Here is a 16,415-nt window from a genome sequence, read left to right as displayed (position 1 = left end):
GAGCCGCAGTGGTTGCACGCCGGACAGGTGGCCGGCCCAGCGTGAGCCTCACGTTGAGCCGGCGCGACTCCACCGACGTCCACCTTCAATCGGTTTTCCGCGCGCCTTTCTTGCCGCCAGTCTTGCGCGCCGAGCCGTCGCCCTTGGCCGGCTCGCTGGCTTTCTCGCGCATAGTCACCGACGCCAGGCGGTGTGGCAGGATACCGATGCGCCGCGCTTCCACCTTGAACGTCACCCGCGCGTTGTCCTCGCTGTCCTCCCACTCGTCCTTGGCCGTGCGGCCCTCGACCAGGATGCGCATACCCTTCTGAAACAGCGTGCTCCAGTGCTCGGCATCACGGTGCCAGAGTTCAACCGGCGCCCAGTAGCCGCCGCGATCCTCGTAGCCGCCTTCGCGCGGCACCGGGTTGTCGAAATACACGTTCAGCCGCAGCAGGCGCCGCGGCTCATTGGGGTTGGTGTTGAACTCTTGGAATTCGGGGGCGCTGCCGATGTTGCCTTCGCCGACAAACAGAGTGCTCATGGTTGCTGCTCCACGGTGGGGGGAGGGGAGTGATCGAAGAGGGTCTCGGCAGCCTCCAGCTTGATCGCGCTCGCCGTGGCGTGCCGGTGCAGCGAATGCAGGCTGCTCATTTGCAGGTTCAGGGTGATGCGGTTGACCTCAAGCTGCAGCAGCGCCTCGCGCACCGACTGCGCCAGGTGCGGCTGTGCCATCGCCCGCTCCCACACCAGCGCGCCCATGCGATTGAAATCACGGCTGCGCCAGCGTAGGAAGTTCGTGCCGGCCGCGCTGCGCTGCACCACCAGCCGCAGGTCCAGCAGCGAGAAGGGTGGCTGCGCCACGATCGCCAGCAACACGCCCATCAGCTCGGCGACCTGGGTTTCCAGGCGCAGCGCAGTATCGGCCAGTTTCTGCAGCTCCCCCTTACCCTTAAAAGGCTTTAAAAGGCCTTTTAGGGAGGCAGCCTGTTCGAACTGCCGATAGGCATCCGTTGACAGGCGACGGGCGATTGCCTCGGCCAGGGTCATGCCGCACCGCCTTCAGATTGGACGGTTGGTTCAGGCACCAACGGCTCGCTTGCCGGCTCATCCCCGAGATCCTCCTCCTGACGGACAGCGGGATGACGCACGGTCGGCGGGGCGAACTGCGAACGCCGCAGGCCTTCGAGGATGTCCTGCGGCGGCAGGCCAAATTTATCCACGGCATCGCGGGCGCGGGCATTGTTCGCCGCCATGTCATCGCGGCTGACGCCGGCCAGACGGTAGCGCTGCGCCAGGCCAAACAGGCTGCGCAGCAGGTGCGCACCGCGGTCGATCCAGATTTCCATGTCGCTGCGGCCGATCAGTGCCGTGTGATGGGCCAAGAGCACCCGCCGCACCAGGGTGTCGTAATCAGTGAGCAGGTAGACCGCAAGAAACCCAAGCTGGCTGCCGATAAACAGCGGCAAGGTCACCGGGTGGATGTTGAGGTTATCGCCGATGTCGACTTGGCTCGGCAGGTCACGCTCCAGGCGCTCCACCTGTTCGCTCAGGGCGAGCATGTCGGTCTTGGCCAGCAGCAGTTTTTCTTCCAACTGCAGCATGAACCAGTCAGCGAAGGGGTCATCCTGGCCGCTGGCCTGCTTGAGCAGGTTGGTGACGCTGATGTAGCCGGCCATGCCCATGATCGCATGCACACCTTCGCGGGCCAGACGCCCCTGCCACAGGCGGGCGGCGTGATGGGTGTGCAGCGTGAGGGTGATGCTGCTGCGCAATGAGCCCAGGTTGAGTTGGTAGTGGTCGACCATCGCCGGTTCCTCGCCGTGGAGATGGCCCTACCTTGGTTGGTCTGGCAACGGTCGACAGCCATCAATGCGAAGGTGCTGGGCTCACATTGGGAGAGCCTACGGAACTACCTGGAATCGATTTCGTGAGCATGGTGTCCAGTGAGTACCAGGCAGTTGGTCGTGGGCATCGAGCCGCTATTTCCATGGCCCTGAATTCAAAGATCGACTTCACCCGCAGTAGCACAGGCTGGACGCGATTTGATGTGCATCGAATCTAAGGTGTACCACTGGTGAGCCGACAACGCAGCTTCAGCTCTTCCAGGCATGCCAGCGCCAGGGGGGAGGCATTGCGATTGCTAATTGCCTTTGCTGCGTCGGTCGCAGGCACCGAAGCTCGAACAGGCGCCACGGCCGGCGTTGGCCCAGTGACTTCGCCTCGGGCTGCCCACAGGGTGAACTCACCCCGACAGGCGCGTTTGATCAATCCCATCAGGTAGGCGATGGGTTTTCGGATCTCACCACGGGCGCAGCGCACCGACGCCTCATTGATGACCGCTTGGCGCTGTTCGGGATCGAGCTGGTGCAACGCCTGTGCCGCCATGCGCTGCTCCCCCAGGCTCAATTGCAGGCCGTCCGGCCATTGCGACGATCCGGTGCTTGGGGGCAGTACCGTACTTTTTTTGCTTTGTTCTTTTTGTACTGTACGCACCGCGCCTGGATTCCGAACGACTAAAGAATCCTGGGTGATGCCACTGGGTTCGGGATGCTCAGCCACGACCGCCGCGGCCCGAACGGGGTCCAGACTGGTCCGTTCGGAATCTTTTGGCGCGCCGGGTTCTAGCGCCAGGACCTGTTGCGGTGAGGTGGGCCGCGCCACATCAAAATCCTGCAACGCGTCCCCAGGCACGGCAGGGTCTGCGCGCAGTTCCTCGAGCACATGGCGGGCCACGTCGCGCACCCCTTTGGTAGCGTGGCTAAGGGCTTGCTTAATGAGCGCCATATACTCGGTGTCTCGAGCGATCGCTTCTGCGGGAGTCAGCGGGGCATCGTGCAGCTCGTAGACGCAACCCCGCAGGCAACCATGCTCGTCTCGTGCGCGCTCGACCAGGGTGAGCCAGCGCGTGACCCGCAATACGTTCAAAGCCCGGGCGATGGTCTCACGCGAAGCTTGGGCGCCGCAGGGGCTGGTGGCCAGATAGGGCTGCAGGTCCTCGTAGCGCGGGGCTCGTAGGTTTTTTTCGCCGACCAGCCAGCGCAGCACCTGCCAGGTATTGCGCTCCAGCGGGGTCAGGCGACGATCCAGCAACAAGGCCCGTGGCATCGCGTCATTGCCGCGGTAAACAAAACCCGGCTCGCCAGTTTCAGCCGTCGCCATGGACGCCTGCTCGCCGGCCTGTCGCGCCTGCTCTTGCTGCAACCGCTCCAGAACCTCATTGGACTGGCGCACGACGTCACGCCAATCGACACTGTAGAACTTCAGCATGGCGCACCTCCGTACAGCTCGATCTGCTGCCACACCAGCGTCAGGCTGATGTGCTGCTCTTCAGCCAGCATCATCATGGCGTCGAGTGGGTCATTGTCCGGGTCGTCCGCCCGCAACTGGCTCCAGCGGTTCCAGACGGCATGCTCCTGAGCTTCGCTAAGCTGAATCGGCCGGCCTCGGTGCGTCTCGATCTGCAGCACCCGGCGACGCAATGCGGTTTCCGAATGGTCCAGGCCAAAACAGCGGTACATGATGCTGGAACTGGCACCCAGCTTGAGGGCGCGGTTGATCAGGCGCTCGTTCTGCTCATCGCGTTCAGCCTGGATGATCAGCCGACGCAGCACCGTGAGGTCGACCTTGATCTCCACCCAGGAGATGCTCGAATGCGCCAGGTGCGAAAGCGTGGTGGGCGGCAGGGATTGCAATACCTTGATGTCCTCGTCGTCCAGGCCCAATGCCTTGCAGCGTTGCAAGCGGCCATGGTGCAGCTCATGCAGGACCTGGTTGAGCATGGCGTGGTTCAACAGATTGAAGGTCGTACCCATGGGGCACCTCCGGTTATCAGCGAGCGGGCGACAGCAGTAGTTCTATCAAGCGTCGGGACGTGCGAACCAGCGAGAGGGCTTGTTCGAACTGGATATCGGGCAGACGCTCAAGCTTCTGTGTCAAAGCCGGGAGCCCCTGAAGGGGCAGGTCATACACGCCCGTCAGTAGTTGGCCAAACAGCGCCGCGGGTAACTGCTGGCGTTGCTCCTGGTTGACGTCATCGTGCAGGCGCAGCAAGGCCGCCAAAATCAGTTGGATACCGATGCCCCGGGTGTTTAGCGACGCTGCTGGTTGAGCACAGAGAATAAAGCCCAGCCCGGTCTCCGAGGCTTCGACCAAATGCCTAGCGTCGGCGTAACCGGCGAGCTCTGCCGCCAGCGCGAAGGAGTTGTTGCGCAATTGATCGACGTCAGTGAGTTCGTTGGGCAACTCTGCCAAGGCGTTCACTGAGCCCAGCCTGTTGGCCGGAAGGTGTTGGGGAGCTGGTAGCGCGGATGCGGTAGTAGAGGGAAGGGCCTCTCCCGAATCGACGTCAGGTTGCCCCCTGGCAGCTGCCGAGGTAAAGGCTGTTTCATTGCCGTCCAGTGTCGTGACAACCTTGCGTTCAGCGTGCTGCGCCGAGTGATCAGGTTCCAGGTCGGGACACCCCGATGATGACAGCGATTGAGGGAGAGGCTCTGGCGATAGCAGCGATGTTGACAACTGTGGAACGCTCACCCCATACGGCGGGTCCTGCAACAGTTCCAGCGCCAACAGACGAGGTGAGCGCTCCAGAGCGGCCGCCATTTTGTCGAGAAGGGCGTCTTGAACTTCACTAATTTCCAGTTCCCCAATCGCTTCGTCAAATACGGACAGGACGTCAAACCACAACGGGCCAAAGCCACTCACGTCCGCCGCCAAACGATTCCAGGTCGCCTGGGCACGACTCCTCAAGGAAATGACGCGTTCGATGGCGTGTTTGCCGAGGCCTGCATAAAGCCGCTGGGGAATGGCGGGGAGCAGGTGGATCAGAGTGTCGAACATGCGACTGATATGCGGCTGTGAGATCGGGTAGCCGTCCTTGCTCAAGCGGCTTGCCAGCTCGCGCTGGCTCAGTGTTTTTCCATCCTCCTGCAGCAAATCCCTGGCCTTGGCCACGGCCAGCGCTCGTTCAATGAAGGTCAGAGGCCCATGCAGATCGCTTTCCGCCAGGTGGCCCAGCAAGGCATGGGTCTCTGATCGCCACGGCCGGAACAGGCAGGAAATGCGGAAGAAACGCTCGTCCCGGGTCTCCTGCCACAGTTCGCCGAGAATGCTCAAGCGCGTGTTGCCGCCATTGCTGATGATGAAGTGGCGTTCGTGCGGCCGGCGGGTAATTGACGGCGGCTGGTCCAACCCGCGTTCGCTGATGGACGCTTTAAGCTCCTCGTACAGCGGGTTGCGAATGAACCGCGGGTTGTGATCATACGGGCGCAGTTGCTCCAGGGTCACCACCATCGGTGTATCACAGGCAGGATCTGCCGGTTGCTCCAGACCAGGCGTGCTAGGAAAGTGGGAGTGCTGCAGCTTGCGGGTGATTTCCTCGGAGGTCGGTGTCTTCATGAGGGCAGCCCGGGTCAAGCCACGACCGTGGACGGACGCGGCACGGTGGTTGGAGAATACTCAGGAAGCTGTCTTGCGCCTGTCCGAGCCGGGCGCTGCCTTGATCAGTTGGCCGCGCCATTGCGGAAACAGTTCCAAGGCCAGGTCGCGCATCACCTGGGCGGCTGGACGGCCTTGGCTGCCCCGCACGGGATGCGGCTCGACACGGTGTACGGGCATCCCGAGGGTGGCGGCATTCAGATAGGCCACGCGGTCCGGAATAACCGTGTCGCAGAGACTGACGTGCGCATCGTCCGCGAAGGTCATCTGCAGACTCTGCATTATAAGGCGCGTATCTCGGCGGTTGAAATTGACCTGGTTAAGCAGCAGTTTAACCGGCGGCAGCGACACCCCCAGGTGCCGGTAGGGCTCCAACTCCTCGAATAGCCCCAGGGTGCCGCGGCGCAGCTCTCGCGCCGCGAGCATTTCGGGTGGCAAGGGGCACAACGCGCAGCCCGAGGCGAGGATGGCCATTTCGACGACGACGCTGCGAGCGCCTTGGGTATCCACGACTAGCACGTCGTAATTATCGGCAAAGGCTGGCAGGTGGTTGCGCAGCCGCAGGCGCCCGTCGGGCGCATGCAGCAGCAGGGTGTTGAGGTGACCGGCCCGATCATTGGAGACGATCAGATCAAGGCCGGGAATTCCGGTGGCGCTGATGACCTGATCGGCCGCCGTCAGGTTCTGTGCGATCAACTCGTAGCTGCCGGCGGCCCGGGGATGGGGCAGGGCATAGTAGCTGGACAGTGTCGGCTGGCTGTCCAGGTCCAACAGCAGAACGCGCAAACCGGCGTCGGCCAGCAAACCACCCAGGTTGGCGGCCACGGTCGTCTTGCCGGCGCCGCCCTTGGTTGAAATCAGCGAGAGAACGTCCATGGCTTCAGTCCCGGATCGACAGGCGTTCTTGCACCCAGTGCTCGATTTCCAGCGAGTCCCAACCAACAGCGCGCGTGCCAATGCGCCGGCACTGCGGAAACATCCCCGCTTTCATCAGGTTGTAGATGTGCGAGCGCTTGAAGCCAGTTTTTTGTTCGACCTCGTCACGGCGCATGATGTGGCGATCGGCGGAGGCGATGATGACGGTAGATTGCATGATGTCACTCCTTAGCGTCGTTTGGCGCGTGGTGGGATGTGACACTCAGTCAATAACCAGAACGGATGGATGTCATTGCCAGGCAATGGAGCCTATTGCCTGGCAATAACGTGAAAGCCTCAACCTGCCTGGGCCAAGCGCTGTCGGGCAGCCGCAAATTTCCGATCAAGGGTACGTTTGCTTATGCCTGGAAGGTGCGAGTAATGTTCGACTATGGCGTCTACGAATGCCGTTTGGGTTTTGTACACCGACAGCGATTGGCCAGAAGGCGATTTTCCCACGATCAACTCAAGCATCGAACCAATGATCACTTGCAGCACATAGAGGGTCGATTCGGAGGGCATCTTGAAGGTTTCCATCTGGGTGGACAGCATGTCGCGCTCTATACCTTGGGCCTTCAGTTCGGCGAGCAGCGTTGAGTGTTCAGCATGGAGCTGGTCGAATTCGCGCTTCAAGGTATCGAACGCTGCCTGTTGGGCCAAATAGGTACCAAGACTGATGCATTGGCTGTGGTCATTGCTTGCATCGAACAGAAAGTCGGGTTTGTCCTCGGGTGAGAATCGCAAAGCCCAAAATCGGAGATCGGAGTGCCTTAATTGCACGGTACATGCGCCACTCCGTGCTGGAAACGTAATCGGGTGGCCTAGATACCAGGCGGGAAGTTCGTGACAGTCGATCGCATCGCATAAACGTTCTAGGTAAACATGTAAGGTGGGCCAATGCTCCGAGTAATACAGTAGTTTCTCCGGATGCTCGAAAGCAGTATGGAGAATTTCTTTTTCGTATACGGTGAAGTGGCCCCACCGGATTGCAACGTCTACCGGAGTGTAATAGTTTCTGGCAAAGGGCATGGTTACGTCCCTCAAATTGTTGTTGCTGTCATCCCTGATGCGAACGAAAAAAAGCGCCATTCCTGGCTCGCGCGCATACTGCATATGAGGGTGGTTCTTGAGAGCTCGCCCGAGCGATCCAAGGGGCCCTGGCATTGAGTTCACTTCACTGGACTAAAAAATTGGATCCTCGTTCTGCGCGCTTTGTAACCGTGTGGATACATGCAGGGGTTTACGGTTGGGGATTTCGTACGCTAACCGCTGACAGACAGCCAAATCTTCGGATTATCAATGGCTTGGTTTGCTTCTGGTGAGCATGCTTGTCATCGTGCTTTGTAACATCCCGTTACAAAATGGCCGTTTGTATTGACTGAGTGAGGTGGCGCCTTCCTACTGTTAACTCGGTACATCGCCAATCAGGCACGCTGATGAAAAATGTCCATTTTGATCAGCGCGATGGCTACAGATCGTGTGTGACTGAGTCAATGAAAGCTTCGATCAGCACCCTCCATCGCCACCTAAGTGACGTAACCGCGGAGGAGGAATGAGAAGTGCCCAGCATGCTTTCACCTGCTGAACGATAGGAAGTGCCTGGGCAGGGGATGGTGGAATGACACCAACATCGCCATAACGGATATTCACGCGTTCTTCTTAGCTCTCTGCGCTGGAGTGCTCTCTTGAAAATTTTCTATGCTGGCGTAGAAAATGCAGCCCACCAGACGAGCGAAAAGCGTCAACGTCTCGACCAGGTCCGGGTCGTCAAACAACGCCGCGCGCGTGTCCAGGGCGCACAGTGCGCCGAATAGCGTGCCGTCTGGAAGCATGATCGGCACTCCCGCGTAGCTCTCGATGGCGTAGCGTTTGACGATGGGCCGTTCGCGGAGCTGTTCGTCATCACTCACCTTCGGCAAGAACAGCGCATGCGGGTTATTTCTGAACTCGCTGCACACAGTGGTCTCGATATCCACCGCATCCCCTGCTTCGATGCCGAACTGGGTGGGGTCATAGACCGAACACACCACCCATTCGCGGTCGGTGAACTTGGCGATGCCGGCGAAACGCAGCGTCGTCAGGCGGGTCACCAGCCGCAGGATGTTGGTGGTCGCCTCAATTTCCGCAATGGCAGCGCGTTCTGCTGCAGTCAGCAGGTTGCTCACAGATAACGGGGTATTGCTCATGGCTGGTTCCTGTCCCTGGAGAGGCCCCCTGTTTAAGAGGCGTTGTCATTGCTGCACGGCTTGTACCGAACCGCCATCGACACGCACGTTGCTGCCATTGATGAAGGAAGCCCGCTGCGATACCAGCAAGGCGATGACGGCCGCCACCTCTTCGGGCTGTCCTCTGCGCTGCTGCACGATGCCGGGGCGCTCTTGACGCAGGAAACTCTCGATGGCCTGTTCGAATGAGACACCCAGCTCCTGCGCACGCTGGCGCATCACGGCATTGGTCATGCCCGTCTCGATGAAAGCCGGGGCTACCGTATTGCACAATACACCGTGTTTAGCTTCCTGGTAGGACAGGTTTTTCACGAAGGCGGCGAGGGCGGCCTTGGCGACGTTGTACACCGCCTCCTCATGGTACGGTTGTGCGGCGTTCTCCGAAGTGATGCACACAAATCTTCCCCATCCGCGCGGGCGCATGCGTGGAATAGTGGCGCGGGCGACGCGCACCGAGGAGAAAAAGTCGGTCTGCCAGGCTTCCTCGTAATCAGCATCGCTGAGCTCCAGTGGATCGCCCTTGGCGCCGGTGACGCCTGCGGTATGCACGACGATATCAATCTTGCCAAAACGCTCTTCCCCCAGGGCCACCACGCGCTCGATGGCTCGCTGGTCGGTGATATCGGCAGGTACCACGAGGTTTTCTCCTGGTAAGTCGGCAGAGAGCAACTGCACTGCCTGCTTATCGCGATCGGTGAGCACCAGCAGCGCACCTTCCTCGCTCAGCAGTCGGGCAGTGGCTCGGCCAATGCCACCGCCGGCGCCGGTGACCAGCGCGACGCGCCCCTTGATTCCAAGATCCATAGTCACCTCTCTGTTGTCTCGAAAGACGGCAGCGCGTCGCGGCGCAACGCCTGCCGCGTCAGGTTAGGGCAGTGGATTGCCGCCTGTGACGCCGAACACCTCGCCGGTGATGTAGCTTGACTCTTGGCTCGCCAGCAGCACATAGAGGGGCGCGCACTCAGCAGGTTGGCCAGGTCGCCCCATCGGTGTTTCCGTGCCGAACTCGCGGATTTTTTCCTGAGGTTGGCCGCCGGAGGGTTGCAATGGGGTCCAGAACGGCCCGGGGGCTACGGCGTTTACACGAATGCCTTTGCTGATGACCTGCTTGGCCAAGGCTGTGGTGAAGGCCACGATGGACGATTTGGTGGGCGCGTAATCTAGCAACGTTTCCGAAGGCTGGTAGGCTTGGATCGACGCGGTGTTGATGATGGTTGCGCCGGCTGGCAAGTGAGGCAATGCCGCCTTGCATAGCCAGAACAATGCGTAGACGTTGGTCTTGAAGGTGGCGTCGAACTGCTCGGTGGTGAGCTGGGCAATGTCTTTTTGGGCGGTTTGCTTGCCAGCGACATTCACCAAGATATCAAGCCCGCCCAAGGCTTGGACTGCCTGGCTGATCAGCGTGGTGCAAAAAGCCTCATCCTTGAGGTCGCCGGGCAGCGTTACCGCCTTGCGCCCCTCCGCCTGGATCAGCTCCACCACCTCCTGCGCATCTGACTCCTCTTCCGGCAGGTAGCTGAGCACGATGTCGGCGCCCTCACGCGCAAAGGCAATGGCTGTGGCGCGTCCGATGCCCGAATCGGCGCCGGTAATCAACGCCTTGCGACCGGCCAGCCGGCCAAACCCCTTGTAGCTGGTTTCACCATGATCGGCCTTGGGCTGCAGAGCGTGCACACTGCCCGGTGCCGGTTGGGGTTGTTGTGGAAACGGCGGGGCCGGGTACTGGGTCAGCGGATCCTGCATGCGGTACTGGTTTTCAGTGGTCACGGAGTTTCCCTCAAGTGGATGGTCAAGGCTGCTAGCCTGTGACAGTGGGCGTGTCATGAGGGTGGAGAGCGCTGGAGAGGGGATCGTTCATTTTTTCTGGCCGGCAATGCTGTGGGCACAGGAGGTCTGCGGGCGAAAGGTGCGCTGAACGACCACCCCATGCTTTTGTCGGATAAACGTCGAACTGCGGCAGGAAAACAGACCATGCTTGGACGCAAACTGATGGAGTCTTCGCAAAGTCTGCTCGGCGACGGCGCATTGCCACGCGGACCTAGCAACTCGAAAGTCTTTCGTTTGACCATGGCGTTCATGGCGCTGGTGGTCGTGACCTTCATCGGTGTCGAGGGCTGGCGCGCGGAACGTGACTATCACCGTGCGTATGCTGTGGCGCAGGACTCGGTCAGCAACCTTGCGCGCGCTACCGCCCAGCATGCCGAGGACGCCGTCCGCGAAGTCGATGTGGTGACGGCGGGACTGCGTGAGCGTTTGGAAGGCGATGGACTGGGCAGCATCGATACGCCACGTATCCAAGGCCTGCTAAGGGAGCAAACGCTGCTGATGCCCCAACTGCAAGGGTTGTTCATCTACGGCCCGTCCGGCAATTGGATTGCCACCAGCCAGTACATTACCCCCGAAACCGCTAACAACGCGGATCGTGATTACTTCAATTACCATCGCACCCACGCCAGCCGCGATATTTTGATTGGCAAGCTGGTGAAAAGCCGGACCTCTCGCGAGCTGGTCATACCGGTATCTCGTCGCCTGGACAACCCCGATGGCTCGTTCGGGGGCGTGCTGCTGGGTACGCTCAAGCTCAGCTATTTTCTGGATTACTACGGTGATTTCCAATTGGACGACAAAGGCGCTTTGGTGCTGGCACTGCGCAGTGGCGAGGTGTTGGTGCGCCGTCCGTTCATGTCCCCGGCGGCAGACCTGAGTCTGGCGGAAAGTGAGATTTTCAAGCGTTACCTGCCCATATCTAACAAAGGCGTTGCCGAGGTGATGGCCGTAATCGACAACACGCCGCGGCTATACGCCTACAGAGCGCTCGCCTCCTACCCGTTGGTGGTGGAAGCAGGTTTGTCGTTGGAGTCCATCGTGGGGCCTTGGCGCCACGATTTGTTCAAATCAGCGGCAGTGCTGTTGATCCTGCTGGCCGGGTTAAGTGGTTTCGGCGTCATCGTTCTGAATCAGCTACGCGGCCGCATGGCCTTGGAGAAAGAAATCAGGCTGGCCCATCAGGCGGTTCGCGACATGGCGTTGACCGATAGCCTGACCGGCCTGGGCAATCGAGGCAAGCTGGACTTGACGCTGACCCGCGAAGTCGAGCGTGCCAGGCGTGAGCAGACCCCTATCGCCCTGGTGATGTTGGATGTCGATTACTTCAAGCGATTCAATGACCGCTATGGTCATCCTGCCGGAGACGCGTGCTTGCGGCAGGTGGCGGCAACCATCCAGGCGACACTGAAACGACCGGTCGATATGGCTGCTCGTTTTGGCGGTGAAGAGTTCACGGTGTTACTGCCTGACACCGACCTGGCAGGCGCCTGCGCGATCGCCGAGCAGATCCTTCAGGCCATCCGCACGCTGGGGATAGAACACTTGGATCACCCGCAACAACAGGTCACTGCCAGCGCCGGTGTTTGCTGCCGCAGGCCGGCGCTTGAGTTCGCGAGCCCCGCCAGTATGATCGCTGCCGCTGATGCCTGCCTGTACATGGCCAAGCGTCAAGGCAGGGATCAATGGTGCTGCGAAGTCGGCCATGAGGCACTGACGCCTTCAAAGGTGTAGGTGATCACCTCAGGGAGTCCGGGGATGTGCGGGGTTGGCACCACTCGTCTGCGCTGGTGCTGATTACTTGAACGATGGTGAGGTGTGCCGGGACTGATACTGCATGGTCAGCGAACTCGCCAGCCAAGCACCGGAGATCACCATGAAAGCAATCGTCTATAACGGACCGCGCGATGTGAGCATTCAAACCGTGCCCGACGCCAGGATTGAGAAGGCCACCGACGTGCTGGTTCGCGTGACCACTACCAATATTTGTGGTTCCGACTTGCATATGTACGAAGGGCGTACCTCGTTCGAATCCGGGCGAGTATTTGGGCATGAGAACCTGGGGGAGGTCATCGAAGTCGGTGCTGCGGTAGAGCGAATCAAGGTGGGTGACAGGGTCTGTCTGCCCTTCAACATCGGCTGTGGATTCTGTGAAAATTGCGAGAAGGGCCTGACCGGCTTCTGTTTGACCGCCAACCCGGGCAGCGCAGGCGCCGCTTATGGCTTCGCCGAGATGGGACCCTACCAGGGCGGGCAGGCGGAATTGCTCCGTGTGCCCTTCGCAGACTTCAATTGCCTGGTACTGCCGGAGGACGCCCAGGAGCGTGAAGACGATTACGTGATGCTGTCGGACATCTTCCCCACCGGTTGGCATGCTACCGAACTGGCCGGCTTGCAACCTGGTGAAAGCATCGCCATTTACGGCGCCGGGCCGGTGGGCTTGATGGCGGCTCATTCGGCAATGATCAAAGGCGCGTCCCAAGTGTTTGTGGTCGACAATCACCCGGACCGCTTGCGGCTTGCGGCACAATTGGGTGCCACGCCCATTCATTCCCTCGAACAAGAGGCCGTGGACCAGATTCTCCACCTGACCGATGGCAAAGGCACGGATCGCGGGTGCGAGTGTGTGGGTTACCAGTGTTGCGATCGGCACGGCCACGAGGCCAACCACCTGACCATGAACAACCTGGTGGCATCGACCAAGGCCACGGGCGGTATCGGTGTGGTCGGGGTATTCGTGCCACAGGACCCGGGGGCGAAAAACGAGTTGGCTAAAGAAGGCAAGATGGCCTTTGACTTTGGCGCCTTCTGGTTCAAAGGGCAGCAGATTCGTACCGGGCAGGCCAACGTCAAAGCCTACAACCGCCGACTCGCGGCCCTTATCCACCACGGACGGGCCACCCCTTCGCAGATCATCTCTCATCGGCTAAAGCTTACCGATGGCCCTGATGCTTACCAGCATTTTGATGCGCGTGACGAAGGCTGGACTAAGGTGGTGCTCAAACCTGGGGCGTAACGATCCCGGGCTGACCGGTTGCAGTCATGTGAATGAGGTCCTGGAGAGTCGAACTTGCCCACTAGCCTGCGTTCCTATGCCAAGGTGCCACCATCGTGGTGCCTTTCAGCATTGCAGTCCGGGGCGCTTCATGAGTACCAGCGAGATCCACCGTCTTCAAGCCGAGATTGCCAGGCTCACGCAGCAATTGGCTGAAGCTGAGCATCGGCTTGCTACCGATCAGCAACCCGGCGCGCAGGCGCTAAAGGCCAGCCAGCGTCGCTATCAGCGCCTGCTGGACTCCATTGATGAAGGGTTCTGTATCATCCGTATGCGCTTCGACGAAAACGGAACGCCTGCAGATTACCAATTCATCGAGACCAATCGCGCTTTCCAATCGCATACGGGCCTGCAAGACGCCTGCGGCAAGTGGATGCGTGAACTGGCGCCTGATCATGAGCAGCACTGGTTCGATATCTACGGCGAGATTGCCAAAAGCGGCAAGGCCGCCCGTTTCGAACAGCGTGCCGAAGCCCTGAATCGCTGGTACGACGTGCGGGCCTCGGCCGTGGGCAACGATGGCGAACTGGTTGCCCTGCTGTTCAGTGACATCAGCGCCCAGCGTCAGGCCCAAGAGGCTTTGCGGAAAAGCGAGGCATACTGGCGAGGCATATTCGAGAACCTCAATGATGGCTTGGTGCTGGGCGAGTTGATCCGCGACGCTGAAGGCCGGGCCGTGGACTGGCGCTACCTCGATGTCAATCGCGCCTGGGGCGACAAGGTGGGCATCGATCCTGCGAGCACCAAGGGAAAAACAGTCCGGCAGGTATTTCCATCCGTGGAGACCTTCTGGATCAGTGGGCCGGCAGAGGCCGTCGCGCTCGGTGAGTCTATCGCGTTCAACCACCAGGTGGGCAATGCCCGTCGCTGGTACGAGGGTCGGATCCACCCGCTGAGTGGTGACAGGTTCACGATCATTCTGCAGGACGTCACCGAGTTCTACATCTCGACGGCGCGCCGCAGTGCGCTGCTGGAGTTAGGGGATCATCTGCGCGAGCTCAGTACCGACGCGGCCATGGCGAACGCCGCCACCACCGCAGTGGTCAGGGCGCTGAATGTCGAGGGGGCGTATTACCTGGCGTTGGATGACCGCGGTAGCGCTTCGCGGGTCGCGGCGTCGGGCACCGAACTGCTCGAGCCCGCGCTCATCGCGATGCTGCCTTGCACGCAATGGTTCGCCGTTGACGACCTTGGACGAGACCCCAGGACCCGAGCCTGGAAGGGCGATGCGCCCTTGGCGGTGATGAATATCCCGATTCTGGAGAAAGGCCGCGCGATTGCCTCGCTGCTGATTTTCACGCGCGCAGAGCATACGTGGAGCGAGTCGGAATCGCGGTTTGCCCGCGATATTTTGGAACGCACCAACAGCGCGGTCGCGCGTAAACGGGCCGAGGAGGAGTTGCGCAATCTCAATGCTTCGCTTGAGCAGACTGTCTTGCATCGAACAGAGGCGCTGCTGCATTCAGAAGCGCAGTTGCGCCAGGCGCAAAAAATGGAGGCGGTCGGCCAGTTGACGGGCGGCATCGCTCACGACTTCAACAACCTGCTCACAGGCATATCCGGCAGCCTGGAGATGATGCAGAAACGTATCGCCCAGGGTCGCATCACCGAGCTGGACAAGTATCTGTCGGCCGCCCAGGGCGCTGCGCGTAGGGCTGCGTCCCTGACCCATCGGCTCCTGGCTTTTTCGCGCCGCCAGACGCTTGACCCCAAGGCGACCCATGTGGGGCGTTTGGTGGACGGCATGAAGGAACTCATCGCCAGAACGGTCGGGCCGTCCATCGAAACCCGGATGCGGACGGGCAATGATGTCTGGCCGGTATACGTGGACGCCAACCAGCTTGAAAACGCTCTGTTGAACCTGTGCATCAACGCCCGGGATGCCATGCCCGATGGCGGCAGGCTGACCGTTGATGCGGGTACGTGCACGCTAGACGCCCGCTGCGCAGCGGCCTTGGACCTGCCTCAGGGCGATTACGTGTCGTTGTCGGTGTGCGACACGGGCACCGGCATGCCGCCAGACGTGGTCGCCAAGGCATTCGAGCCGTTCTACACCACAAAGCCTATCGGCATGGGCACCGGCCTTGGCCTGTCGATGATTTATGGCTTTATTCGTCAATCGGGTGGCCAGGCGAAAATCGATTCGCAGGTAGGTCAGGGCTCGACCGTAAGCTTGTACCTGCCGCGGCATAGGGGAGAGGACGCTGCCGTCGAACCTTCACGAGTTCCCGCGATGCCCAAGGCCGGGGAGGGCGAGACGGTGCTGGTGGTCGATGATGAACCCAGTGTCCGCGTGTTGGTGATGGAAATACTGGAGGAACTGGGATATCACGCGATTGAGGCTGCCGACGGGCCCTCCGGGCTGCGGGTGCTTGAGTCCAGTGCCCGGATCGATCTGCTGGTGTCTGATGTCGGCTTGCCGGGTAACATGAACGGCCGGCAAATGGCGGACGCTGGCCGAGTGATCCGGCCGCAGCTCAAGGTGCTGTTCATTACTGGATACGCCGAGCAAGCCGTGATTGGTAGCGGCGATCTGGACGCAAATATGCACATCATGACCAAGCCGTTTTCGGTGGAGGCGCTGGCCGTGCGGATCAAAAGCCTGATGGATGCGTGCTGAACTCAGGCAAACAGCAGGCAGAAAAATCAAACTTACAGGGCTGGGGGCTTTCTGCTGTAGACACCTTTGGAGATCCTGTCATGACCAAGCCAGACCAACAGCCAAATACCCCGCAGGGCCCGCACTCTTCAGATCAGGCCAAACCCAAGCCGGATCTGGGGTTCGATCCCGACTCCCCCGATCTGGAAGATCCTGAAGTGGATCCGCAAGGCCCGGCGATAGCGCCCAAGGACTCACCACGGCGCAAATAGAATCTTTGCGCCGTCGAGGCTACATAAGCCCGGAGCGGGCTGCTGCCGCTTGGCGTGCCATCAGGGGCGCTTGCGGTGCATCGGCAGCGGTTGTAGAGACCAGGGCCCCT

At 60.6% G+C, this 16,415-nt stretch carries 16 protein-coding genes; 4 read left to right on the top strand and 12 right to left on the bottom strand.

Translation table 11 applies throughout. The features are described 5' to 3' along the window. Positions 1–85: 85 nt before the first annotated feature. The 12 genes from AC0SZ7_RS04895 to AC0SZ7_RS04840 form a co-directional block, all read right to left on the bottom strand. Positions 86–523 carry a single-stranded DNA-binding protein gene (locus tag AC0SZ7_RS04895; RefSeq protein WP_475503296.1) on the bottom strand — a complete coding sequence of 146 codons (438 nt, stop codon included), beginning with the start codon at positions 521–523 and terminating at the stop codon, positions 86–88. Then, the gene (locus tag AC0SZ7_RS04890; protein WP_475503295.1) at positions 520–1,029 is read right to left on the bottom strand and encodes a DUF3158 family protein; all 510 of its coding nucleotides are present in this window, start codon (positions 1,027–1,029) and stop codon (positions 520–522) included. The genes AC0SZ7_RS04895 and AC0SZ7_RS04890 overlap by 4 nt, the downstream gene beginning before the upstream one ends. Next, positions 1,026–1,787 (bottom strand): PFL_4669 family integrating conjugative element protein, encoded by a 762-nt coding sequence (locus tag AC0SZ7_RS04885; RefSeq protein ID WP_475503294.1) that lies wholly within the window; start codon positions 1,785–1,787, stop codon positions 1,026–1,028. The genes AC0SZ7_RS04890 and AC0SZ7_RS04885 overlap by 4 nt, the downstream gene beginning before the upstream one ends. A 253-nt stretch (positions 1,788–2,040) precedes the next feature. Then, entirely contained in the window at positions 2,041–3,249 is a 1,209-nt protein-coding gene (locus AC0SZ7_RS04880) for an STY4528 family pathogenicity island replication protein (RefSeq protein WP_475503293.1), read from the bottom strand. Continuing rightward, positions 3,243–3,794, bottom strand: coding sequence for a DUF2857 domain-containing protein (locus AC0SZ7_RS04875; protein WP_268150713.1), 552 nt, complete (start codon positions 3,792–3,794; stop codon positions 3,243–3,245). Before AC0SZ7_RS04875 ends, AC0SZ7_RS04880 begins: the two co-directional genes overlap by 7 nt. A gap of 16 nt (positions 3,795–3,810) precedes the next feature. Further along, entirely contained in the window at positions 3,811–5,376 is a 1,566-nt protein-coding gene (locus AC0SZ7_RS04870) for a ParB family protein (RefSeq protein ID WP_475503292.1), read from the bottom strand. A gap of 60 nt (positions 5,377–5,436) precedes the next feature. Then, positions 5,437–6,291, bottom strand: a complete 855-nt coding sequence (locus AC0SZ7_RS04865) for a ParA family protein (protein WP_475503291.1) — start codon at positions 6,289–6,291, stop codon at positions 5,437–5,439. 4 nt (positions 6,292–6,295) lie between these two features. Beyond that, complete coding sequence (locus AC0SZ7_RS04860; RefSeq protein ID WP_475503290.1) at positions 6,296–6,508, bottom strand: AlpA family phage regulatory protein; 213 nt, start codon at positions 6,506–6,508, stop codon at positions 6,296–6,298. Positions 6,509–6,627: 119 nt separating this feature from the next. After that, a complete protein-coding gene (locus tag AC0SZ7_RS04855; RefSeq protein ID WP_475503289.1) occupies positions 6,628–7,443 on the bottom strand; it encodes a hypothetical protein in 816 nt (271 codons plus the stop codon). 533 nt (positions 7,444–7,976) lie between these two features. Continuing rightward, entirely contained in the window at positions 7,977–8,516 is a 540-nt protein-coding gene (locus AC0SZ7_RS04850) for a GAF domain-containing protein (RefSeq protein ID WP_475503288.1), read from the bottom strand. A gap of 45 nt (positions 8,517–8,561) precedes the next feature. Then, positions 8,562–9,359: an SDR family NAD(P)-dependent oxidoreductase gene (locus AC0SZ7_RS04845; protein WP_475503287.1), complete on the bottom strand. Its 798-nt coding sequence runs from the start codon at positions 9,357–9,359 to the stop codon at positions 8,562–8,564. Positions 9,360–9,422: 63 nt separating this feature from the next. Next, positions 9,423–10,322 carry an SDR family oxidoreductase gene (locus AC0SZ7_RS04840; protein WP_475503286.1) on the bottom strand — a complete coding sequence of 300 codons (900 nt, stop codon included), beginning with the start codon at positions 10,320–10,322 and terminating at the stop codon, positions 9,423–9,425. 204 nt (positions 10,323–10,526) lie between these two features. Between AC0SZ7_RS04840 and AC0SZ7_RS04835 the strand changes: the two genes are divergently transcribed. The 4 genes from AC0SZ7_RS04835 (at position 10,527) to AC0SZ7_RS04820 (ending at position 16,305) form a co-directional block, all read left to right on the top strand. After that, positions 10,527–12,113, top strand: a complete 1,587-nt coding sequence (locus AC0SZ7_RS04835; RefSeq protein WP_475503394.1) for a sensor domain-containing diguanylate cyclase — start codon at positions 10,527–10,529, stop codon at positions 12,111–12,113. 142 nt (positions 12,114–12,255) lie between these two features. Beyond that, positions 12,256–13,395, top strand: a complete 1,140-nt coding sequence (locus AC0SZ7_RS04830; RefSeq protein ID WP_475503393.1) for a glutathione-independent formaldehyde dehydrogenase — start codon at positions 12,256–12,258, stop codon at positions 13,393–13,395. 130 nt (positions 13,396–13,525) lie between these two features. Then, positions 13,526–16,054, top strand: coding sequence for an ATP-binding protein (locus AC0SZ7_RS04825; RefSeq protein ID WP_475503285.1), 2,529 nt, complete (start codon positions 13,526–13,528; stop codon positions 16,052–16,054). Positions 16,055–16,134: 80 nt separating this feature from the next. Then, complete coding sequence (locus tag AC0SZ7_RS04820; protein ID WP_475503284.1) at positions 16,135–16,305, top strand: DUF6021 family protein; 171 nt, start codon at positions 16,135–16,137, stop codon at positions 16,303–16,305. Positions 16,306–16,415: the final 110 nt, after the last annotated feature.

This window comes from Pseudomonas sp. JC1203, assembly GCF_056175065.1.
Note: the sequence above shows the minus strand (reverse complement) of the source record. Positions and strands in the feature narration are given on the sequence as shown.

What these genes read in the sequence shown, in the direction of transcription:
- AC0SZ7_RS04860 (WP_475503290.1), bottom strand. Translation starts at nt 6,508, where the DNA reads ATGCAATCTACCGTCATCATCGCCTCCGCCGATCGCCACATCATGCGC.
- AC0SZ7_RS04845 (WP_475503287.1), bottom strand. Translation starts at nt 9,359, where the DNA reads ATGGATCTTGGAATCAAGGGGCGCGTCGCGCTGGTCACCGGCGCCGGC.
- AC0SZ7_RS04885 (WP_475503294.1), bottom strand. Translation starts at nt 1,787, where the DNA reads ATGGTCGACCACTACCAACTCAACCTGGGCTCATTGCGCAGCAGCATC.
- AC0SZ7_RS04820 (WP_475503284.1), top strand. Translation starts at nt 16,135, where the DNA reads ATGACCAAGCCAGACCAACAGCCAAATACCCCGCAGGGCCCGCACTCT.
- AC0SZ7_RS04835 (WP_475503394.1), top strand. Translation starts at nt 10,527, where the DNA reads ATGCTTGGACGCAAACTGATGGAGTCTTCGCAAAGTCTGCTCGGCGAC.
- AC0SZ7_RS04830 (WP_475503393.1), top strand. Translation starts at nt 12,256, where the DNA reads ATGAAAGCAATCGTCTATAACGGACCGCGCGATGTGAGCATTCAAACC.
- AC0SZ7_RS04875 (WP_268150713.1), bottom strand. Translation starts at nt 3,794, where the DNA reads ATGGGTACGACCTTCAATCTGTTGAACCACGCCATGCTCAACCAGGTC.
- AC0SZ7_RS04855 (WP_475503289.1), bottom strand. Translation starts at nt 7,443, where the DNA reads ATGCAGTATGCGCGCGAGCCAGGAATGGCGCTTTTTTTCGTTCGCATC.
- AC0SZ7_RS04890 (WP_475503295.1), bottom strand. Translation starts at nt 1,029, where the DNA reads ATGACCCTGGCCGAGGCAATCGCCCGTCGCCTGTCAACGGATGCCTAT.
- AC0SZ7_RS04825 (WP_475503285.1), top strand. Translation starts at nt 13,526, where the DNA reads ATGAGTACCAGCGAGATCCACCGTCTTCAAGCCGAGATTGCCAGGCTC.
- AC0SZ7_RS04880 (WP_475503293.1), bottom strand. Translation starts at nt 3,249, where the DNA reads ATGCTGAAGTTCTACAGTGTCGATTGGCGTGACGTCGTGCGCCAGTCC.
- AC0SZ7_RS04870 (WP_475503292.1), bottom strand. Translation starts at nt 5,376, where the DNA reads ATGAAGACACCGACCTCCGAGGAAATCACCCGCAAGCTGCAGCACTCC.
- AC0SZ7_RS04865 (WP_475503291.1), bottom strand. Translation starts at nt 6,291, where the DNA reads ATGGACGTTCTCTCGCTGATTTCAACCAAGGGCGGCGCCGGCAAGACG.
- AC0SZ7_RS04850 (WP_475503288.1), bottom strand. Translation starts at nt 8,516, where the DNA reads ATGAGCAATACCCCGTTATCTGTGAGCAACCTGCTGACTGCAGCAGAA.
- AC0SZ7_RS04895 (WP_475503296.1), bottom strand. Translation starts at nt 523, where the DNA reads ATGAGCACTCTGTTTGTCGGCGAAGGCAACATCGGCAGCGCCCCCGAA.